This is a genomic window from Streptomyces sp. NPDC127595 (assembly GCF_042671685.1).
Taxonomy (GTDB): Bacteria; Actinomycetota; Actinomycetes; order Streptomycetales; family Streptomycetaceae; genus Streptomyces.
In genome coordinates, this window is record NZ_JBHXWK010000004.1 from 101,428 (window position 1) to 117,122 (window position 15,695).

Sequence of the window (15,695 nt, forward strand, 5' to 3'; positions counted from 1 at the left end):
CAGCGCAAATCAGATCTGAACGAGGTGTACGCGATGGTGGCCCCGCCCGACAACGACGTGATCTGGGCACGCGCCCTGCACGTCAAGCACAACGGCTCGCCGGCGCTCAGCGGTGTCTCGCTCGGCGTCCGGGAGGGCGAGATCCTCGCCGTCGGCGGCCCGCGCGGCAGCGGCAAGACGACACTGCTGCGGTGTCTGGCGGGCCAGCTCCTGCCGGACCAGGGCGAGATCTGGTTCAACAGCACACCCGTGCACACCATGGGACCGCTCACCCGCGAACGGCTGCGCCGCGACCGCTTCGGCTGGATCGACCCGAGCCCGGTCCTCGTCCCCGAGCTGAACGCCTGGGAGAACGCGGCGCTGCCGCTGATGCTGCGCGGCTGCGGACGCCGGGCGGCCAAGACCGCCGCCCTGGAGTGGCTGGAGCGCCTCGACATCGGCAACTGCGCCCGCAAGCGCCCGCACGAGCTGCTCCAGGCCGAGCGCCAGCGCGTCGCCGTCGCCCGCGCGCTCGTCCCCTCGCCCACCGTGCTCTTTGCCGACGAGCCGACCGCCCCGCTGCACCGCGCCGACCGCGCCCATGTGCTGCGTACGCTCACCACTGCGGCCCGTTCGCACGGGATCACGGTCGTCCTGGCCACACACGACGCGGAGACCGCGGCGCTCGCCGACCGCACGGTCTCGCTCCTGGACGGACGGCGCGTGAACACCGTCCACCTTCCCCCGGTCGCCGAGTCGGAAGGCCGGGCCGCGTGCTCGCTCTCCGTCTAGCCCGCAGGGCCGACCCCCTCGTCCAGCTGCGCCGGCTCCTGGTCACCGCCGCGTCGGCGAGCACCGGCTTCCTGCTGCTGTGCACGCTGGGGTACGCGATGGCGCATCCGGACGCCTCGACCGCCTCGGTGCTCCGCCTGACCTGGTGCGTCGCTCCGCTGGCCGCCACCGTGTACTTCGCGGTCGCGGTCGCCCGCACCGACCCGGGCACCCGGCCGCGCCCCGGGCTCTCGGCGATCGGCCTCGGCCCCGGCCGTCTGATGGCCATCGCGGCGGTCACCACCGCCCTGTCCACCACCCTCGGCTCGCTGCTCGCCCTGCTCTTCTTCCTGCACCTGCGCGGCGATCTGACGGGGATGCCCTTCGACGGCGCGGCGGCGGAGTTCCTCGCCGCAGACCAGCCGCTCCCGCTGCCCGCCGCGCTGACCCTGCTCGCACTTGTGCCGCTGGCGGCTTCGGCGGCGAGCGCGGTGGTACTGCGGCCACGGGACGCGACGGTACGCCGCGGGGGCGCATGGCTCGCGGCACGCGCGGGCGCGGTGGGCAGCGCCCCGGCGCGCGCATCCCGGCGCACGCCCCGACATGCGGGGAAAGGCCTCCCGCGAGCCGAAAAGGACACGCGGGCGCACGACCAGTCCGACGCCACCGGGACCATCGACTCCTACGACATCACCGGCTCCACCGAGAACGCGGACACGTACGCCATCGCCGGCGTCGGCACCGCCAGGAACCCGGACACGTACGACATCACCGGCGCCGCCGCGCAAGACGCGACCGCATACGACCGCGCGGGCGGCCCCCGCAGCGACGCGAACCCGGCGGACAGCACCGGCACGAGCACTCACGACGCTTCTTCCCAGGACCCGCGTCTCCTCGAAGTCCCGGGGCTCCCTCCCACCTCGCAGACCACCCCGAGCGGCCTTCCCTGGGGCGCCGCCGTGCTCGCGGCGGGCCTCGCCGTGGAGACGTACGCGAGCCGTTCCGGCACGGCCCCCGGTCTCGCGCTGCCCGGCGGTCTCGCGGGCGGCCCCGCCGGGGTGCTGGTCGGCTGGGCGCTGACCGCTGTCGGCCTGGCTCTTGCCGGGCCTGCGATCACCTACGCCTGCGGGCGGCTGCTCCAGGCCGTCCGGCCGGGCGCGGTGCGGCTGCTCGCCGGGCGGGTGCTGCAGGCGGAGGCGCGGCGGATCGGGCAGCCGCTCGGCGTGGTGTGCGCGGTGGCATCGGGAGGGTACGCCGTGGCCACGCTCTACACCGGCGCACGCCCCGACTTCGGTCCGCTGACCACCCTCGGCGCCCTGGTGGTCGCGGGGTGCACCCTCCTAACCCTGGCGACGGCCGCACTGGAGGCCAGGCAGGAGCGCGCGGACACCACGGCGGCATTGCTACGGCTGGGCGCGCCCGCGACCGTGCTGCGGAGCGCCGCCGCCCTGCGCGTGGGTGCGCTGCTCGCCGTATTCGGCCCGCTGACCTGGGCGGTCGCCGAACTCGCCGCGCTCCCCCTGGTCGGCTGACCGCCCGAAGGAGAAAAGTCCGCGCCGAGCGATGAGTTCCGCGCGGACCCCCGGTCTATCCCTGCGAACGACACCACAGCGCCGTACCGCACCGATGGGAGACCTGGACATGTACCAGCAGATGATCTTCGTGAACCTGGCCGTCGCCGACGTCGACACCTCCAAGAAGTTCTTCACCGAGCTGGGCTACGCGATCAACCCGCAGTTCTCGACGGACGACTGCGCCTGCGTGGTGATCAGCGACACGATCATCGCGATGATGCTGAGCAAGCAGCGCTACGCCGACTTCACGAAGAAGCAGATCGCGGACTCCACCAAGACCAGCGAGGTACTGCTGTGTCTGAGCGCCGAGAGCCGCGAGAAGGTCGACGAGCTCGTCGACAACGCCATCGCGGCAGGCGGCTCGGCCTCCGGCGAGACCCAGGACCACGGCTTCATGTACGGCCGCGCCTTCGACGACCCTGACGGCCACACCTGGGAGGTCATGTGGATGGACCCGGCAGCGGTCCAGGGCTGACCGACCGCGGGCACACGGGCGTCCGAGCCCGCTCGGCAGAGGACATGGGCGGTGTACGGGGCGGGGCGGCGAGGGCGGGCGGGACGTCCGCTGAGGGCAGGCACGGGCCGCAAGCGGCAGGTTGTAGGCGCGGGCGGCACGCAGCCTGCAGCAGGCACAGCCGCAGGTTGCGGACGGCGAACAGCAGAGGCGGCCGGCAGGCACGGCCGCGGGCCGCGGGCGGCGAACAGCAGAGGCGGGCGACAAGCAGTAGGCACGGGCCGCAAGCAGCAGGCTGTAGGCGCGAGCGGCACGCAGCCTGCAGCAGGCACAGCCGCAGGTTGCGGACGGCGAACAGCAGACGCGGCCGGCAGGCACGGCCGCGGGCCGCGGGCGGCGAACAGCAGACGCGGGCGACAAGCAGTAGGCACGGGCCGCAAGCGGTATGTAGGCACGGGCCGCAAGCAGCAGGCTGCAGGCGCGGGCGGCAGGCACGGCCGCAGGCAGCGGGCCGCAAGCGGCAGATGCGGGCGGCAAGCTCGGCCGCAGGCAGCGGACAGCAGAGCCGGGCGCCGTGTCGCGGGCGGCGCAGGACACCCCCAGGCACCGGGCACCGGGCACCGGGCACCGGGCACCGGGCACCGCAACGACCCCGCCCAACCCGAGGCCCAGAGCACCCCACCGCCCGCCGCGATCCCTCAGCCCACGGCCGCCCCGGCGACCCACGGCGGCCCAGGCAGCCCGTCGGCCCCGTCCTCACGACGGCCCCCTCCCCAGCCCGCCCCCGAACCTCGCCGCCCATGCGCCTAGCATGGCCGCGTGCACCCGCAGCCGACCCCCCTCCACGCCTCCCATGACCGTGAGATCGAGTCCCTCGACGAGTTCGACGAGGTCGTCTCGAAGCACGGCTCACTCGCCCACTTCCGTGTTCAGGCAGTCGATCTGACAGCCCGTACAACGGACCTGCTGTCCCTGGACACCGCGGGCGCCGTCTTCCTCGGCTGCCCGATGGACCCCGACGCGGCGGCGAGGATACGCACGGCGGGCGCGCTGGTCTTCCCACCAGTCCCCGGCCTGCCCTTCGACCCCTACCGTGGCCTGCTCTACTCCCCCGGTGAACTCTTCGAACGGCTCGACGCGGGCTACGAGGAAACGCCGGACGCCCGCGCGTACGCCTGGTTCCAGCAGACCAAGGCCGACGGCGACGTCTTCTCGTCGATGCTCCGCGCGATCCACGACGACGCGGTCTCCGACGCGCTCGACGAACTCCTTGTCGGCGCGCGGGTGGTGGGCGTGATGGGCGGCCACGCCATGGCACGGGGCACGCAGGCGTACGAGGGGGCGGCGCGCCTCGGCCGTGAGCTGGCGCGCGCCGGTTACACGGTCGCCACCGGCGGCGGCCCGGGTGCGATGGAGGCGGCGAACCTGGGCGCGTACGCGGCCCCCTTCGACGACGAGATGCTCGGCGAGGCCCTCGAACTCCTCGCGCGGGCGCCGTCGTTCGCCCCCTCGATCACCGACTGGGCGCGCGCCGCCTTCGAAGTGCGCGGACGCTGGCCCGCCGGCGGCCCCTCGGTCGGTATCCCCACCTGGTTCTACGGCCATGAGCCGCCGAACGCCTTCGCCGCACACATCGCCAAGTACTTCGCCAACGCGACCCGCGAGGACGGCCTGCTGGCCCGCTCGAACGCGGGCGTCGTCTTCCTGCCGGGCGCCGCCGGGACCGTACAGGAGATCTTCGACAACGCGACGCCGAACTACTACGAGTCCCGTGGCGAGCCGACGCCGATGGTTCTCGTGAACCGCGCCCACTGGACCGAAAAACACCCCACCTGGCCCCTCCTCCAGTCGCTCGCCCGCGAGCGGGCGATGGAGTCCCGAATCGCCCTTGTTGACCGTATCGAGGACGCTCCGGCCGCTCTCAAACGTCTCGGTGGTTAACGACAAGGTAAAGGCAGCGCCTTGGCAGGGCATATGCATTGACAGCCCTTAGCTGGCGCTTATAAACCAGTGAGGCTACTGGGGGCGCTGTTGTGGCAGCAGAGCAGCAGAACGCCCCTCTCACCCCCCGCAGTTGCGCATCCCCGTGAAGGGCAATCGTGTCCATATCTCGCCGTACCGCACGTTCTGTGCGAATCCTCGGTGTTGCTTCAGCGACGGCCGCGCTCGCGCTCGGTGTCGCCGGCAACGCAATGGCCTGCAACATTAAGGACTTCACCGCCGTCGCCGACTGCGACGACAACGGGAAGGGCATCATCACCGTCAAGGACGTTGACGCCTCGGGCGTCAAGGCCACCGTGTCGGTCTACCTCGAGTCGAACGGCGCCGACGCGAAGCTCGTCGGCGAGGAGACCGTGGTCGGCACCCGCGAGGGCGCCATCGTCACGTTCTCGGAGGACTGGGCTCCCAAGGCCGAGTACCGCGTCCACATCAAGGCGGAGAACAACGCCGTCGACGAGGACATCTCCCCGAACCTGATCACGCCGGACAAGGCGTGCACGTCCACGGAGACCACTCCGCCGGCCTCGACGCCTCCGGCCTCGGAGACGCCTTCCCCGTCGGCGACGCCTTCGGACTCGGCGACCCCGTCGCCCGCCGAGAGCACCACCGCCCCCGCCACGACGGGCAGCAACGCTCCGTCCCCCGCGGCCGGTGAGTCCAACCTCGCCGAGACCGGTGCGAACTCCAACACCCCGGTGATCGCCGGCATCGCCGGTGCGTTCGTCCTGGTCGGTGGCGGATCGGTGTTCTACGGCATGCGCCGCCGTGGCGCGACGAAGGCCTGATCCTCACACCGTACGAAACGTGTGGCCCGCCCCCTCACCGAGGAGGCGGGCCACACGCCTGTGGTGACCCTTAACCCGTGCGAGCACCCGCGATTCGGGGCGTACCCCTGGTGCGCACCCGCGACGCGGGACCCGGACCTGGACCTGGACCTGGACCCGAACCCGGACCTGGGTCCGGACCTGGACCTGGACCCGGACCCCGGACCCGGACCCGGATCTGGACCTACCCGAACGTCGCCCGCTCCAGCCAGAACTCCAGCAGCTCCCGCTCTCCCAGCACCTCCAACCGCCCGCCGTCCAGCGGCAGTCGGCGGTAGAAGCCCAGCAGTACGTCGGTCAGCGGACCCCGCAGCGCGACGGTCGCCTTCTCGTGACCGCGCCGCCATACGACACCCTCCTCGGTGAGTTCGACGACCCACTCGGCGTTCAACTCGGGGCTCGTGTCTGTGGCGTGGAGATGGATGCTGCGCCCCGTTCCGCGCAGCTCCCGTGCCGCCTCGTGCGGCTGAGTCCGCTGCATGTACTCCACGATCCCCAGCCACTCGTCGATCGCGTCGACGGCCACATCGGGATCGACCTCGTACGGCAGCCCCACGGCCAGTGTCGCGTCGGCGCGGTGGATCGCCAACTCGTGCGTCATCCGACGCGCCCAGAAACCGGAGTTGAGAACCCCGGCCCACCCCCAGACCTTCACATCGGGCCCCGCCTCCCGCAGCGTGCCGACGAGCATCTCGCCGGTCTCCGCGAGCCAGGCGTCCAAGGCCGCCGGATCACCGTCGACCTTCGGCCCCGGGGCGAGGGGAGTTTTCTCGTCGGGGGTGTACTCCTGCACCCTTTTACGGACGAGGAGTTCGGCCCAGCGCAGCGCCCCGCCGGTATGCCGAAGCAGCCGCTCCAGCGACCAGTCCGGGCAGGTCGGCACGGTGGCGGACAGCTCGACGCCGTCCGAGGTCACCACATCCCTCAACTGCCGCACCTGCGCCTCGATCGAGTCGCAATAGCGTTCATGCCCGAGCACTCCGAGTGACGTCATGAGCAGCACTTTATGCGGCGGAGGGCTCTGCGAGTACGTCATTTTCGGGCCCGGGCGGTCAGCCGAGGACGACGGTCTCCGCGGCGTCGAACTCGACCCCGACCTGGTCACCGGGGACCGGCGCGTCCCTGAGCGTGCACGCCGCTTCGAGCCGTGGCGCGTCCTCCGGCTGCAGTTGTACGGCGACATGGGTGCCCCGGAAGGTCCGCGCGACCACGGTGCAGCGCAGCCCCTCCGACGCGTCCACCACACGTACGCCCGCGGGCCGCACAAGCAGCGTGCCGGGCCCCTGCGGGGTGTTCTCCGGCACCGGAACCTTCCCCCACGGGGTGTCCGCGGCCACCCCGCTCACCATCGCGTCGACCACGTTGTCGAAGCCGAGGAAGCGCGCCACGAACGCGTCCGCGGGGTGCTGCCAGACCTCAAGTGGCGTACCGGACTGGGCGATTCGCCCCTCGCGCATCACCACCACCCGGTCGGCGAGCGCGAAGGCCTCGCCCTGGTCGTGCGTGACGGCGAGCACGGTCGTACCCAACTCGCCGAACAGCTCACGAAGTTCGACGACAAGGCGTTCGCGCAGCGAGCGGTCGAGCTGGCCGAGCGGTTCGTCGAGCATCAGCAGCCGGGGGCGCGGCGCGAGGGCGCGGGCCAGCGCGACCCGCTGCTGCTCACCACCGGAGAGGGAGGCGACGGCCCTGCGCCCGGCGCCCGGCAACCCGACAAGCTCCAGCAACTCCCGTACTCGTACGGCCTGTTCGCCCTTGTTCGCCCCGTGCATCCGGAGCCCGAAGGCCACATTGCCGCCCACGTCCCGCTGCGGGAAGAGCTGGTGGTCCTGGAACATCAGGCCGACGCCCCGCCGGTGCGCGGGCACCTGCGCCTGGTCCCGGTCGTCGAGGAGCACCCGGCCCGCGTCGAGCGCCTGGAGCCCGGCAACCGCCCGCAGCAGCGTCGACTTGCCACTGCCGCTCGGCCCCAGTACGCACACGATCTCGTGCTCGGCGACCCCGAGGTCGACGGCGTCGAGCACCACCCGCCCGCCGAAGCGTACGGTCGCGGTCTCAAGGCTCAGCAGCATCTAGAACTCCCCGGTCCGGTCGGTCCGTACCCGCTCCAACAGCAGCAGCGCCACCGCGCACACCACCATCAAGATGGTCGAAAGAGCCATCGCCTGGCCGTAGTTCAGGTCACCCGCGCGCCCGAGCAGCCGAGCCACGGCGACCGGCAGCGTCGGGTTGTCGGGCCGTGCGATGAAGACGGTCGCCCCGAACTCGCCAAGGGACACCGCGAAGGCGAAGCCGGCCGCGACCAGCAGCGCCCGCCGCACCATCGGCAGATCGACCTCGCGCCACACCCGCCACGGCGACGCCCCGAGCACCGCGGCGGCCTCCCGCAGCCGCCCGTCCACCGCCCGGAGCACGGGCAGCATCGTCCGTACGACGAAGGGGACACCGACCAGTGCCTGCGCGAGCGGCACCAGGATCCAACTGCTTCTGAGGTTCAGCGGCGGCTCGTCCAGCGCGATCAGGAACCCGAACCCGACAGTCACCGCCGACACCCCCAGTGGCAGCATCAGCAGCGCGTCGAAGCCCCGTACGAGACGGCCCGCACGCCGGGTGAGGGCCGCGGCCGCCAGACCGCCGATCAGTACGGCGATGGCGGTGGCGGCGAATGCGTACTGCAGCGAGTTGCCGATCGCCTCGATCGGCGGGACGAGGAAGATGCCGCTGTCGTCGGACGTCAGTGCCCTGTAGTACCCGAAGTCGGGCGCGTCCAGGGACCGTTGGACCAGGACGGCGAGCGGCAGCACCAGCAGCACGGCAATGGTCGCGAGGACCCCCGCCAGCAGCGCCCACTGCCCGGCCCCACGCGGCCGGCGTGCGGTCGTCTCCGGGGCCACCAGCCGCAGGGCGGTCTCCCGGCGCCGTACGGTCCAGGCGTGCACGGCGAGAATCGCGCCGACCGCCACGAACTGGATGATCGTCAGCACCGCGGCCGTGGAGAGGTCGAAGATCTCCGAGGTCTGCCGGTAGATCTCGACTTCGAGGGTTGAGAAGGTGGGGCCGCCGAGGATCTGCACCACACCGAAGGAGGTGAAGGTGAAGAGGAACACCATCAGCGCGGCGGCGGCCACGGCCGGGCTCAGGGCCGGCAGCGTCACCTTCCGCCAGGCTGCGAACCGGGAGGCGCCGAGCATCCGGGCGGTCTCCTCCTGACGCGGGTCGAGCTGCGACCAGAGCCCGCCGACCGTCCGGACGACGACCGCGTAGTTGAAGAAGACATGCGCGAGCAGGATCGCCCAGACAGTGGTGTCCAGCCGTACGCCCCACAGCTCGTCCAGAAGCCCGCCCCGGCCGACCAGCGCCAGGAACGCCGTGCCGACGACGACCGTCGGCAGTACGAACGGCACGGTCACCACCGCCCGGAGCACTTGCTTGCCCCTGAAATCGAAGCGCGCGAAGACATACGCGCCGGGGAGTGCGATCAGCAGCGTGAGCGCGGTCGAGGCGAGCGCCTGCCAGGTGGTGAACCACAGCACGTGCCGGATGTCGGACTGCGCGAGGACATCCCCGATCCGCCCGAGCTGCCAGACCCCGTTGGCCTTGAGGCCGCGGGCCACGATCGCCGCCACGGGGTAGGCGAAGAAGACGCCGAAGAACGCGACGGGCAGGGCCATGAGCCCGAGCCGCGCCGCGCTTCCCCGACGGGACTGCCTGCGGGAGCCGCTACGCTCCCGGGGCGTCACTTCAGTACGAGTGAGGTCCACGACTTGACCCACTGGTCACGGTTCTCGGCGATCTTGCTGGGGGCCATGGTCTCGGGGTCCTTGGCCTGCGGCCCGAACTCCGTGAACTCGGCCGGCACCTTCGCGCCCTCCACCACCGGGTAGACGAACATGTTCAGCGGCATGTCGTCCTGGAACCTCTTGGTGATCAGGAAGTCGATGAGCGCCTCGCCGCCCTTGGTGTTCTTCGCGTTGCTCAGCAGCCCCGCGTACTCGACCTGCCGGAAGCAGGTGCCGGTCGCGACGCCGGTCGGGGCCGTCGTCGGCTTCGGGTCGGCGTAGATGACCTCGGCAGGCGGCGAGGAGGCGTACGAGACGACGAGCGGCCGGTCCGCCTTGGCCTTCTTGCCGCCCGCGGACCCGGAGAAGTCCTCGTTGTACGCCTGCTCCCAGCCGTCGACGACCTCGACGCCGTTGGCCTTGAGCTTCGTCCAGTAGTCCTGCCACCCGTCGTCGCCGTACTTCGCGGCCGTCCCGAGCAGGAAGCCGAGGCCCGGCGAGGAGGTGGAGGCGTTCTCGGTGACGAGCAGGTTCTTGTACTCGGGCTTGATCAGGTCGTCGAAGGACTGCGGCGGCGTCAGCTTGTGCTCGCTGAAGTAGGCCTTGTCGTAGTTGACGCAGATGTCGCCGGTGTCGATGGGCGTCACCCGGTGCTTGCCCTCGTCGACCCGGTACTCCGGGAGGATCTGGTCCGAGCCCTTGGCGTCGTACGACTGGAAGAGCCCGTTGTCGAGCGCGCGGGACAGCAGGGTGTTGTCGACGCCGAAGAAGACGTCGCCCTGCGGGTTGTCCTTGGTGAGGATCGCCTTGTTGACGGCCTGCCCCGCGTCGCCGTCCTTGAGGACCTTGACCGTGTACCCGGACTCCTTCTCGAAGGCGCTCAGCACGTCCTTGGAGTAGGCGAAGGAGTCATGGCTGACGAGGGTCACGGCCTTGGAGTCAGCGTCACTGCTCCCGCTGTCGGACGAGCCGCACGCGGAGAGCGTGACGAGCCCCAGACCGACCACGACGGCCGTGATCGTCTTCTTCTTGCTCACTGAATTCCTCCTGGGATGACCAGGAAGAGACGCGGCCCTGCCCGGGAACCCCTGAGGGTCCCCGGGCAGGGCGCAACAGCTTGAGTATTGACCGAACTTCCTACCCAGAATGACCTGGGCAAGGTTCTGAGGGTCTGCGGCCCGCCGGTGACCCGGCTACCGCACTCTCAGCGCTGTGGCGCTCCCCTGTCGGAATATGAAGATGTGGATTGTGCGGTTGTTCCCAGTCAGGTTACCGCTCGGTGGCCGCGAGCTGTCCGCACGCCCCGTCGATCTCCTGACCACGGGTGTCGCGAACGGTGACCGGCACCCCGTGGGCCGCGATCGCCTCGACGAACGCCTTCTCGTCCACGGGCCGCGAGGCGGTCCACTTCGAACCCGGCGTCGGGTTCAGCGGGATGAGATTGACATGCACGGGCTTGCCCTTGAGCATCCGCCCGAGCCGGTCACCACGCCACGCCTGGTCGTTGATGTCCCTGATCAGCGCGTACTCGATGGAGAGCCGGCGCCCCGACTTGGCCGCGTACTCCCAGCCGGCGTCGAGCACCTCCCGCACCTGCCACCGCGTGTTCACGGGTACGAGGGTGTCGCGCAGCTCGTCGTCGGGCGCGTGCAGGGAGATGGCGAGGCGGCACTTGAAGCCCTCGTCGGAGAACCGGTTGATCGCCGGGACGAGCCCGACGGTCGACACGGTGATGCCCCGCTGCGAGAGGCCGAGCCCGTCGGGCTCGGGGTCGGTCAGCGCGCGGATCGCCCCGACCACCCTCTTGTAGTTGGCCAGCGGCTCGCCCATCCCCATGAAGACGATGTTGCTGAGCCGCGACGGACCACCCGGGATCTCGCCGTCCCGAAGCGCCCGCATGCCATCGACGATCTGGTGCACGATCTCGCCGGTGGAGAGGTTGCGGTCGAGCCCGGCCTGTCCGGTCGCGCAGAACGGACAGTTCATCCCGCACCCGGCCTGCGAGCTGATGCACATGGTCACCCGGTCCGGGTACCGCATCAGCACGGACTCGACGAGCGTGCCGTCGAAGAGCCGCCACAAGGTCTTGCGAGTGGTCTCCTGGTCGGTCGACAGATGCCGCACGACCGTCATCAGCTCGGGAAGCAACGCCTCCTGAAGCTTCCCGCGCGAGGCGGCCGGGATGTCCGTCCACTCCGCGGGGTCGTGCGCGTACCGCGCGAAGTAGTGCTGCGACAGCTGCTTGGCACGAAACGGCTTCTCGCCGATCGCAGCAACCGCTTCTTTACGCTCAGCGGGCGTGAGATCAGCAAGATGCCGCGGCGGCTTCTTGGCTCCGCGCGGGGCGACGAATGTGAGTTCTCCGGGCTTAGGCATGGCCGTACCAGTGTCGCAGATCAAATTCATGTGACCTGCGGCCCGAGTCACGCGCACTCAGCGGGGGGCTCTGACGGCTCGGCGCCGCACCGCTTCCGTGCCGCCCAGTTCGTCGAGCAGTTCAGCAAGCACCGCCCGGAGCTCGGCCAGTCGCTGCTCACCGACCCGCTCGGCCAGGCGCCGGTCCTGAACCCTCCGCGCACGCCGGGCTGCGTCCACCGCCGAGCGGCCCCGGCCGGTCAGGCGAATGCGACGGATGCGGGCGTCGCGGGGGTCGGGGACGCGTTCGGTGTAGCCAAGGCGTTCGAGGTCGGCCACGGCTTTGGAGGCGCCCTGCTGGGTCATCTCGAGCTTGGCGGCCAGTTCACCGACCGTCGGCTGCCCCTCGATGAGGTGCTGGAAGACGTAACCGTGGGAGATGCGCAGGTCACCGAAGCCCTGGCCGTCGAGTTGCTGCTGGATACGGTCAGCGGCGGCGGAGCCGACGAAGAGCGCGAGCGTGCCGGTGTCCAGGTCCTGCGGTGCGACGGGTTGCTGCATGAGGACATCCTGCATTCGACAACCAAGGTTGTGCAATCATGCTTGTGCAACTAGCGTTGTTTTTATGCCTCCTTTCCAACAGCACCCCGACATCGACACGGCCATCCGCTACCACGAAGCGGTTTCGCGATTCGCCGCCGGCCCGGAGCTCGCCGCCTTCTTCCACGAGGACGCGGTCCACCACGAACTGCCCAACGTTCTCTTCCCTGACGGCGCGAGCCGGAGCGTGGGCGAGCTGACCACGGCGGCGGAAGCCGGCCGGAAGCGCCTCAGCGAGCAGAAGTTCGAGGTGATCAACGCGGTCGCCGCCGGTGGCCAGGTGGCCCTCGAGGTGGTGTGGACCGGCACGCTTGCAGTGCCCTTGGGGGAACTGCCCGCCGGTTACACGATTCGGGCCCACATCGCGACCTTCCTGGACTTCCGCGACGGGAAGATCGCCGGACAGCGGAACTACGACTGCTACGAGCGCCTCGGCCCCACCTGAAGGCCCACGGTCGCCGCCGCTGCACAAACAGAGGGGCTCGCCGCCCAGTGGACGACGAGCCCCTCATGTACAAAACAACAGGTCAGCCTCGCTTGAGCAGGGCTCAACCGGACCCGACGAAGATCACCAGCAGCAACCACACCACCGGAGCCGTGGGCAGCAGCGAGTCCAGCCGGTCCATGATTCCGCCGTGCCCCGGCAGCAGCGTGCCCATGTCCTTGATGCCCAGGTCCCGCTTGATCATGGACTCGCCTAGGTCGCCGAGCGTGGCGCTGGCCGCGACCGCGAGGCCCAGAAGCAGGCCCTGCCACCACGTGCCGTCGTCGATCAGGAACTCCATGCACAGCGCACCCGCGGCCATCGCGAAGGTGACCGCGCCGACCAGGCCCTCGCGGGTCTTGCCGGGGCTGATGCGCGGCGCCAGCTTGTGCTTGCCGAAGCGCCAGCCGATCGCGTACGCGCCCGTGTCACTGACCACGGCGAGCAGCAGGAACGTGAGCACCCGCCGTGAGCCGTCGTCGGCCGCGAGCATCAGCGCGACGAACGTGGCCAGGAACGGGATGTAGAAGGCGGCGAAGACGCCGGCCGTGACGTCTCTCAGGTAGCCCTCGGGGGGCTCCGTCATACGCCAGACCAGGACGGCCAGCGCGGTGAGTGCCATCGCCACCCACGCGCCCTCGGCGCCCCGGACGTAACCGGAGACGACCATCGCCGCACCGCCGAGCGCCAGCGGCACGAGAGGCGCCTTGATGCCCTTGCGTTCCTCCAGCCGGGAGGTGAGCTCCCACAGCCCCACCACCACGGCGACCGCTATCACGCCGATGAACACGGCCTTGACGATGAGCAAGGACACGACGATCACCACACCGAGCCCGACAGCCACCCCTATGGCCGCACCCAGGTCCCGTCCCGCGCTCTTCTTCTGCGGTGGGGGGGCGGGCTGTGGGGCGCTGGACATGGGCTCCTGCGGCTTCTGCGACGGGCTCCCGTAGGGCGGCGCCGTCGCCGGTGTGTCGTCGCGGAACAGGGGACCGCTCAGCCGAGCGGCCCCCCGGTCGTCGTCCTGGTCTCCGCCATGATCGGGTACGTCGGGCACGATGGGCATGGGCCGAGTGTGCTGCGCGTCATACGCATCGTATGCGGGACCCGCCGGGGCAGCCCCCTGGACAGGCCCCTGCTCGGACGGCCCCCAGTACCCGGCTTGTGGCGGCGCCCCCCAGGAAGAGTCGTTCATCAGACCTCGAGCAGCTCAGCTTCCTTGTGCTTGAGGAGCTCGTCCACCTGAGCGGCGTACTTCGCCGTGGTGTCGTCGAGTTCCTTCTCCGCACGGCGGCCCTCGTCCTCGCCGACCTCGCCGTCCTTGATCAGCTTGTCGATGGTCTCCTTCGCCTTGCGGCGGACGGAGCGGATCGAGATCTTGGCGTCCTCACCCTTGGTCTTGGCGACCTTGATGAACTCCTTGCGGCGCTCCTGGGTGAGCTCCGGGAAGACCACCCGGATGATGTTGCCGTCGTTGCTCGGGTTGACACCCAGGTCGGAGTCGCGGATCGCCTGCTCGATGTTGCGCATCGCGCTCTTGTCGAACGGGGTCACCACCGCCATACGCGGCTCGGGCACCGAGAACGAGGCCAGCTGGTTGATCGGCGTCAGTGCGCCGTAGTAGTCCGCCACGATCTTGTTGAACATCGCCGGGTGCGCACGACCGGTGCGGATCGCGGCGAAGTCCTCCTTGGCGACCACGACGGCCTTCTCCATCTTCTCCTCGGCCTCGAGGAGGGTCTCTTCGATCACCACTTGCTCCTGCGTGTCTTGAGTAGGCCCGGCAGCTGTCCTCGTAGGGGTGGCAGCCGGCTGCGTCGCGTCTTGTTCCTGCACGGTTCCGGACCGGCTGGACATTGTCCATCCCCCGGTCAGGGTCCGTACTCCGTCCGGTCTCGGCCCCGGTCGGGGCCGGTCCCGTCAGGCCCGGCTGCTGTGTTCACCCACAAGTGTGCCGATCTTCTCACCCTTGACGGCGCGCGCGATATTGCCCTCCGCCAGGAGCTCGAACACCAGGATGGGCAGCTTGTTGTCCCGGCACAGCGTGATGGCGGTCATGTCGGCGACCTTGAGGTCCCGGGTGATGACCTCGGCGTAGCTGAGCGAGTCGAACTTGACCGCCTCGGGGTTGGTCTTCGGGTCGGAGTCGTACACACCGTCGACACCGTTCTTGCCCATCAGCAGTGCCTCGGCGTCGATCTCCAGGGCGCGCTGGGCGGCGGTGGTGTCGGTGGAGAAGTACGGCATGCCCATACCGGCGCCGAAGATGACCACACGGCCCTTCTCCAGGTGCCGTACGGCGCGCAGCGGGATGTACGGCTCGGCGACCTGCCCCATGGTGATGGCGGTCTGGACCCGGCTGTCGATGCCTTCCTTCTCCAGGAAGTCCTGGAGGGCCAGGCAGTTCATGACCGTGCCGAGCATGCCCATGTAGTCGGAGCGCGCCCGGTCCATGCCGCGCTGCTGGAGTTCCGCCCCGCGGAAGAAGTTGCCGCCGCCGATGACGACCGCGATCTGGGCTCCGCCGCGCACGACGGCCGCGATCTCACGCGCGATCTTGTGCACCACGTCGGGGTCGACGCCCAGTCCGCCGCCGCCGGCGAACGCCTCGCCGGAAAGCTTCAGCATGAAGCGTCCCGCGCCTTTGCCGTCGTCGGTCTTCTCGCCCTTGCCGGCCTGGGTGGTGGTCATGGATCTCTCGCCTCTTTACGTGTCACACATACAAAGAAGGCCATTGCCGGTGGGGTGTTGTTCGCATCCCATGCTCGGCAATGGCCTCCTCGTCAGATCTGCTGTCGTCCGACACGCACGCGCGCGTGCCCACGTACGCGGACGACTGCTGTCGACCCTAGCAGCGGGGCCGGGCGTCGATCG

Annotated in this window: 15 protein-coding genes and 1 riboswitch; of the genes, 6 read left to right on the plus strand and 9 right to left on the minus strand. The window is 70.2% G+C overall.

Features of this window, described 5'->3' with window-relative positions:
- Positions 1 to 33 precede the first annotated feature (33 nt).
- The 5 genes from ACFVKT_RS14630 (at position 34) to ACFVKT_RS14650 (ending at position 5,564) form a co-directional block, all read left to right on the plus strand.
- Positions 34 to 771 (plus strand): ABC transporter ATP-binding protein, encoded by a 738-nt coding sequence (locus tag ACFVKT_RS14630; RefSeq protein ID WP_385731271.1) that lies wholly within the window; start codon positions 34 to 36, stop codon positions 769 to 771.
- The gene (locus tag ACFVKT_RS14635; RefSeq protein ID WP_385731273.1) at positions 753 to 2,282 is read left to right on the plus strand and encodes a hypothetical protein; all 1,530 of its coding nucleotides are present in this window, start codon (positions 753 to 755) and stop codon (positions 2,280 to 2,282) included. Before ACFVKT_RS14630 ends, ACFVKT_RS14635 begins: the two co-directional genes overlap by 19 nt.
- 109 nt (positions 2,283 to 2,391) lie before the next feature.
- Positions 2,392 to 2,799 carry a VOC family protein gene (locus tag ACFVKT_RS14640; RefSeq protein WP_385731275.1) on the plus strand — a complete coding sequence of 136 codons (408 nt, stop codon included), beginning with the start codon at positions 2,392 to 2,394 and terminating at the stop codon, positions 2,797 to 2,799.
- 798 nt (positions 2,800 to 3,597) lie between these two features.
- Positions 3,598 to 4,719, plus strand: coding sequence for an LOG family protein (locus ACFVKT_RS14645; RefSeq protein ID WP_385731277.1), 1,122 nt, complete (start codon positions 3,598 to 3,600; stop codon positions 4,717 to 4,719).
- A gap of 158 nt (positions 4,720 to 4,877) precedes the next feature.
- Positions 4,878 to 5,564, plus strand: coding sequence for an LAETG motif-containing sortase-dependent surface protein (locus tag ACFVKT_RS14650; RefSeq protein WP_385731279.1), 687 nt, complete (start codon positions 4,878 to 4,880; stop codon positions 5,562 to 5,564).
- 223 nt (positions 5,565 to 5,787) lie between these two features.
- On the opposite strand, the gene ACFVKT_RS14655 is transcribed toward ACFVKT_RS14650, so the two are convergent.
- The 6 genes from ACFVKT_RS14655 to ACFVKT_RS14680 form a co-directional block, all read right to left on the minus strand.
- Entirely contained in the window at positions 5,788 to 6,597 is an 810-nt protein-coding gene (locus ACFVKT_RS14655) for a maleylpyruvate isomerase family mycothiol-dependent enzyme (protein ID WP_385731281.1), read from the minus strand.
- A gap of 58 nt (positions 6,598 to 6,655) precedes the next feature.
- Positions 6,656 to 7,675 carry an ABC transporter ATP-binding protein gene (locus ACFVKT_RS14660; RefSeq protein WP_385731283.1) on the minus strand — a complete coding sequence of 340 codons (1,020 nt, stop codon included), beginning with the start codon at positions 7,673 to 7,675 and terminating at the stop codon, positions 6,656 to 6,658.
- The gene (locus ACFVKT_RS14665) at positions 7,676 to 9,364 is read right to left on the minus strand and encodes an ABC transporter permease (RefSeq protein ID WP_385731285.1); all 1,689 of its coding nucleotides are present in this window, start codon (positions 9,362 to 9,364) and stop codon (positions 7,676 to 7,678) included.
- Positions 9,340 to 10,419 carry a thiamine ABC transporter substrate binding subunit gene (locus ACFVKT_RS14670; protein ID WP_385731287.1) on the minus strand — a complete coding sequence of 360 codons (1,080 nt, stop codon included), beginning with the start codon at positions 10,417 to 10,419 and terminating at the stop codon, positions 9,340 to 9,342. The genes ACFVKT_RS14665 and ACFVKT_RS14670 overlap by 25 nt, the downstream gene beginning before the upstream one ends.
- Before the next feature lie 79 nt (positions 10,420 to 10,498).
- Positions 10,499 to 10,617: riboswitch (TPP riboswitch) on the minus strand.
- Between the two features lie 34 nt (positions 10,618 to 10,651).
- Positions 10,652 to 11,758 (minus strand): 23S rRNA (adenine(2503)-C(2))-methyltransferase RlmN, encoded by a 1,107-nt coding sequence (gene rlmN, locus ACFVKT_RS14675; protein ID WP_385731290.1) that lies wholly within the window; start codon positions 11,756 to 11,758, stop codon positions 10,652 to 10,654.
- 57 nt (positions 11,759 to 11,815) lie between these two features.
- On the minus strand, positions 11,816 to 12,298 hold the full coding sequence (locus ACFVKT_RS14680; protein WP_385731292.1) for a MarR family winged helix-turn-helix transcriptional regulator: 483 nt from the start codon (positions 12,296 to 12,298) through the stop codon (positions 11,816 to 11,818).
- Positions 12,299 to 12,362: 64 nt separating this feature from the next.
- Here ACFVKT_RS14680 and ACFVKT_RS14685 point away from each other — a divergent pair, with 64 nt between their 5' ends.
- Positions 12,363 to 12,782, plus strand: a complete 420-nt coding sequence (locus tag ACFVKT_RS14685; RefSeq protein WP_385731294.1) for a nuclear transport factor 2 family protein — start codon at positions 12,363 to 12,365, stop codon at positions 12,780 to 12,782.
- Positions 12,783 to 12,885: 103 nt separating this feature from the next.
- Here ACFVKT_RS14685 and ACFVKT_RS14690 read toward each other — a convergent pair whose 3' ends face one another.
- The 3 genes from ACFVKT_RS14690 to pyrH form a co-directional block, all read right to left on the minus strand.
- A complete protein-coding gene (locus tag ACFVKT_RS14690; protein ID WP_385731296.1) occupies positions 12,886 to 14,016 on the minus strand; it encodes a phosphatidate cytidylyltransferase in 1,131 nt (376 codons plus the stop codon).
- Positions 14,016 to 14,573, minus strand: coding sequence for a ribosome recycling factor (gene frr / locus ACFVKT_RS14695; RefSeq protein ID WP_327432044.1), 558 nt, complete (start codon positions 14,571 to 14,573; stop codon positions 14,016 to 14,018). Before frr ends, ACFVKT_RS14690 begins: the two co-directional genes overlap by 1 nt.
- Before the next feature lie 168 nt (positions 14,574 to 14,741).
- Positions 14,742 to 15,512 carry a UMP kinase gene (pyrH, locus tag ACFVKT_RS14700; RefSeq protein ID WP_385731298.1) on the minus strand — a complete coding sequence of 257 codons (771 nt, stop codon included), beginning with the start codon at positions 15,510 to 15,512 and terminating at the stop codon, positions 14,742 to 14,744.
- Between the last annotated feature and the right edge of the window lie 183 nt (positions 15,513 to 15,695).

Excerpts from the sequence above, each read along its gene's own strand:
- ACFVKT_RS14690 (WP_385731296.1), bottom strand. The coding sequence starts at position 14,016 with ATGAACGACTCTTCCTGGGGGGCGCCGCCACAAGCCGGGTACTGGGGG.
- ACFVKT_RS14685 (WP_385731294.1), top strand. The coding sequence starts at position 12,363 with ATGCCTCCTTTCCAACAGCACCCCGACATCGACACGGCCATCCGCTAC.
- ACFVKT_RS14660 (WP_385731283.1), bottom strand. The coding sequence starts at position 7,675 with ATGCTGCTGAGCCTTGAGACCGCGACCGTACGCTTCGGCGGGCGGGTG.
- ACFVKT_RS14680 (WP_385731292.1), bottom strand. The coding sequence starts at position 12,298 with ATGCAGCAACCCGTCGCACCGCAGGACCTGGACACCGGCACGCTCGCG.
- rlmN (WP_385731290.1), bottom strand. The coding sequence starts at position 11,758 with ATGCCTAAGCCCGGAGAACTCACATTCGTCGCCCCGCGCGGAGCCAAG.
- ACFVKT_RS14655 (WP_385731281.1), bottom strand. The coding sequence starts at position 6,597 with ATGACGTCACTCGGAGTGCTCGGGCATGAACGCTATTGCGACTCGATC.
- ACFVKT_RS14630 (WP_385731271.1), top strand. The coding sequence starts at position 34 with ATGGTGGCCCCGCCCGACAACGACGTGATCTGGGCACGCGCCCTGCAC.
- ACFVKT_RS14640 (WP_385731275.1), top strand. The coding sequence starts at position 2,392 with ATGTACCAGCAGATGATCTTCGTGAACCTGGCCGTCGCCGACGTCGAC.
- pyrH (WP_385731298.1), bottom strand. The coding sequence starts at position 15,512 with ATGACCACCACCCAGGCCGGCAAGGGCGAGAAGACCGACGACGGCAAA.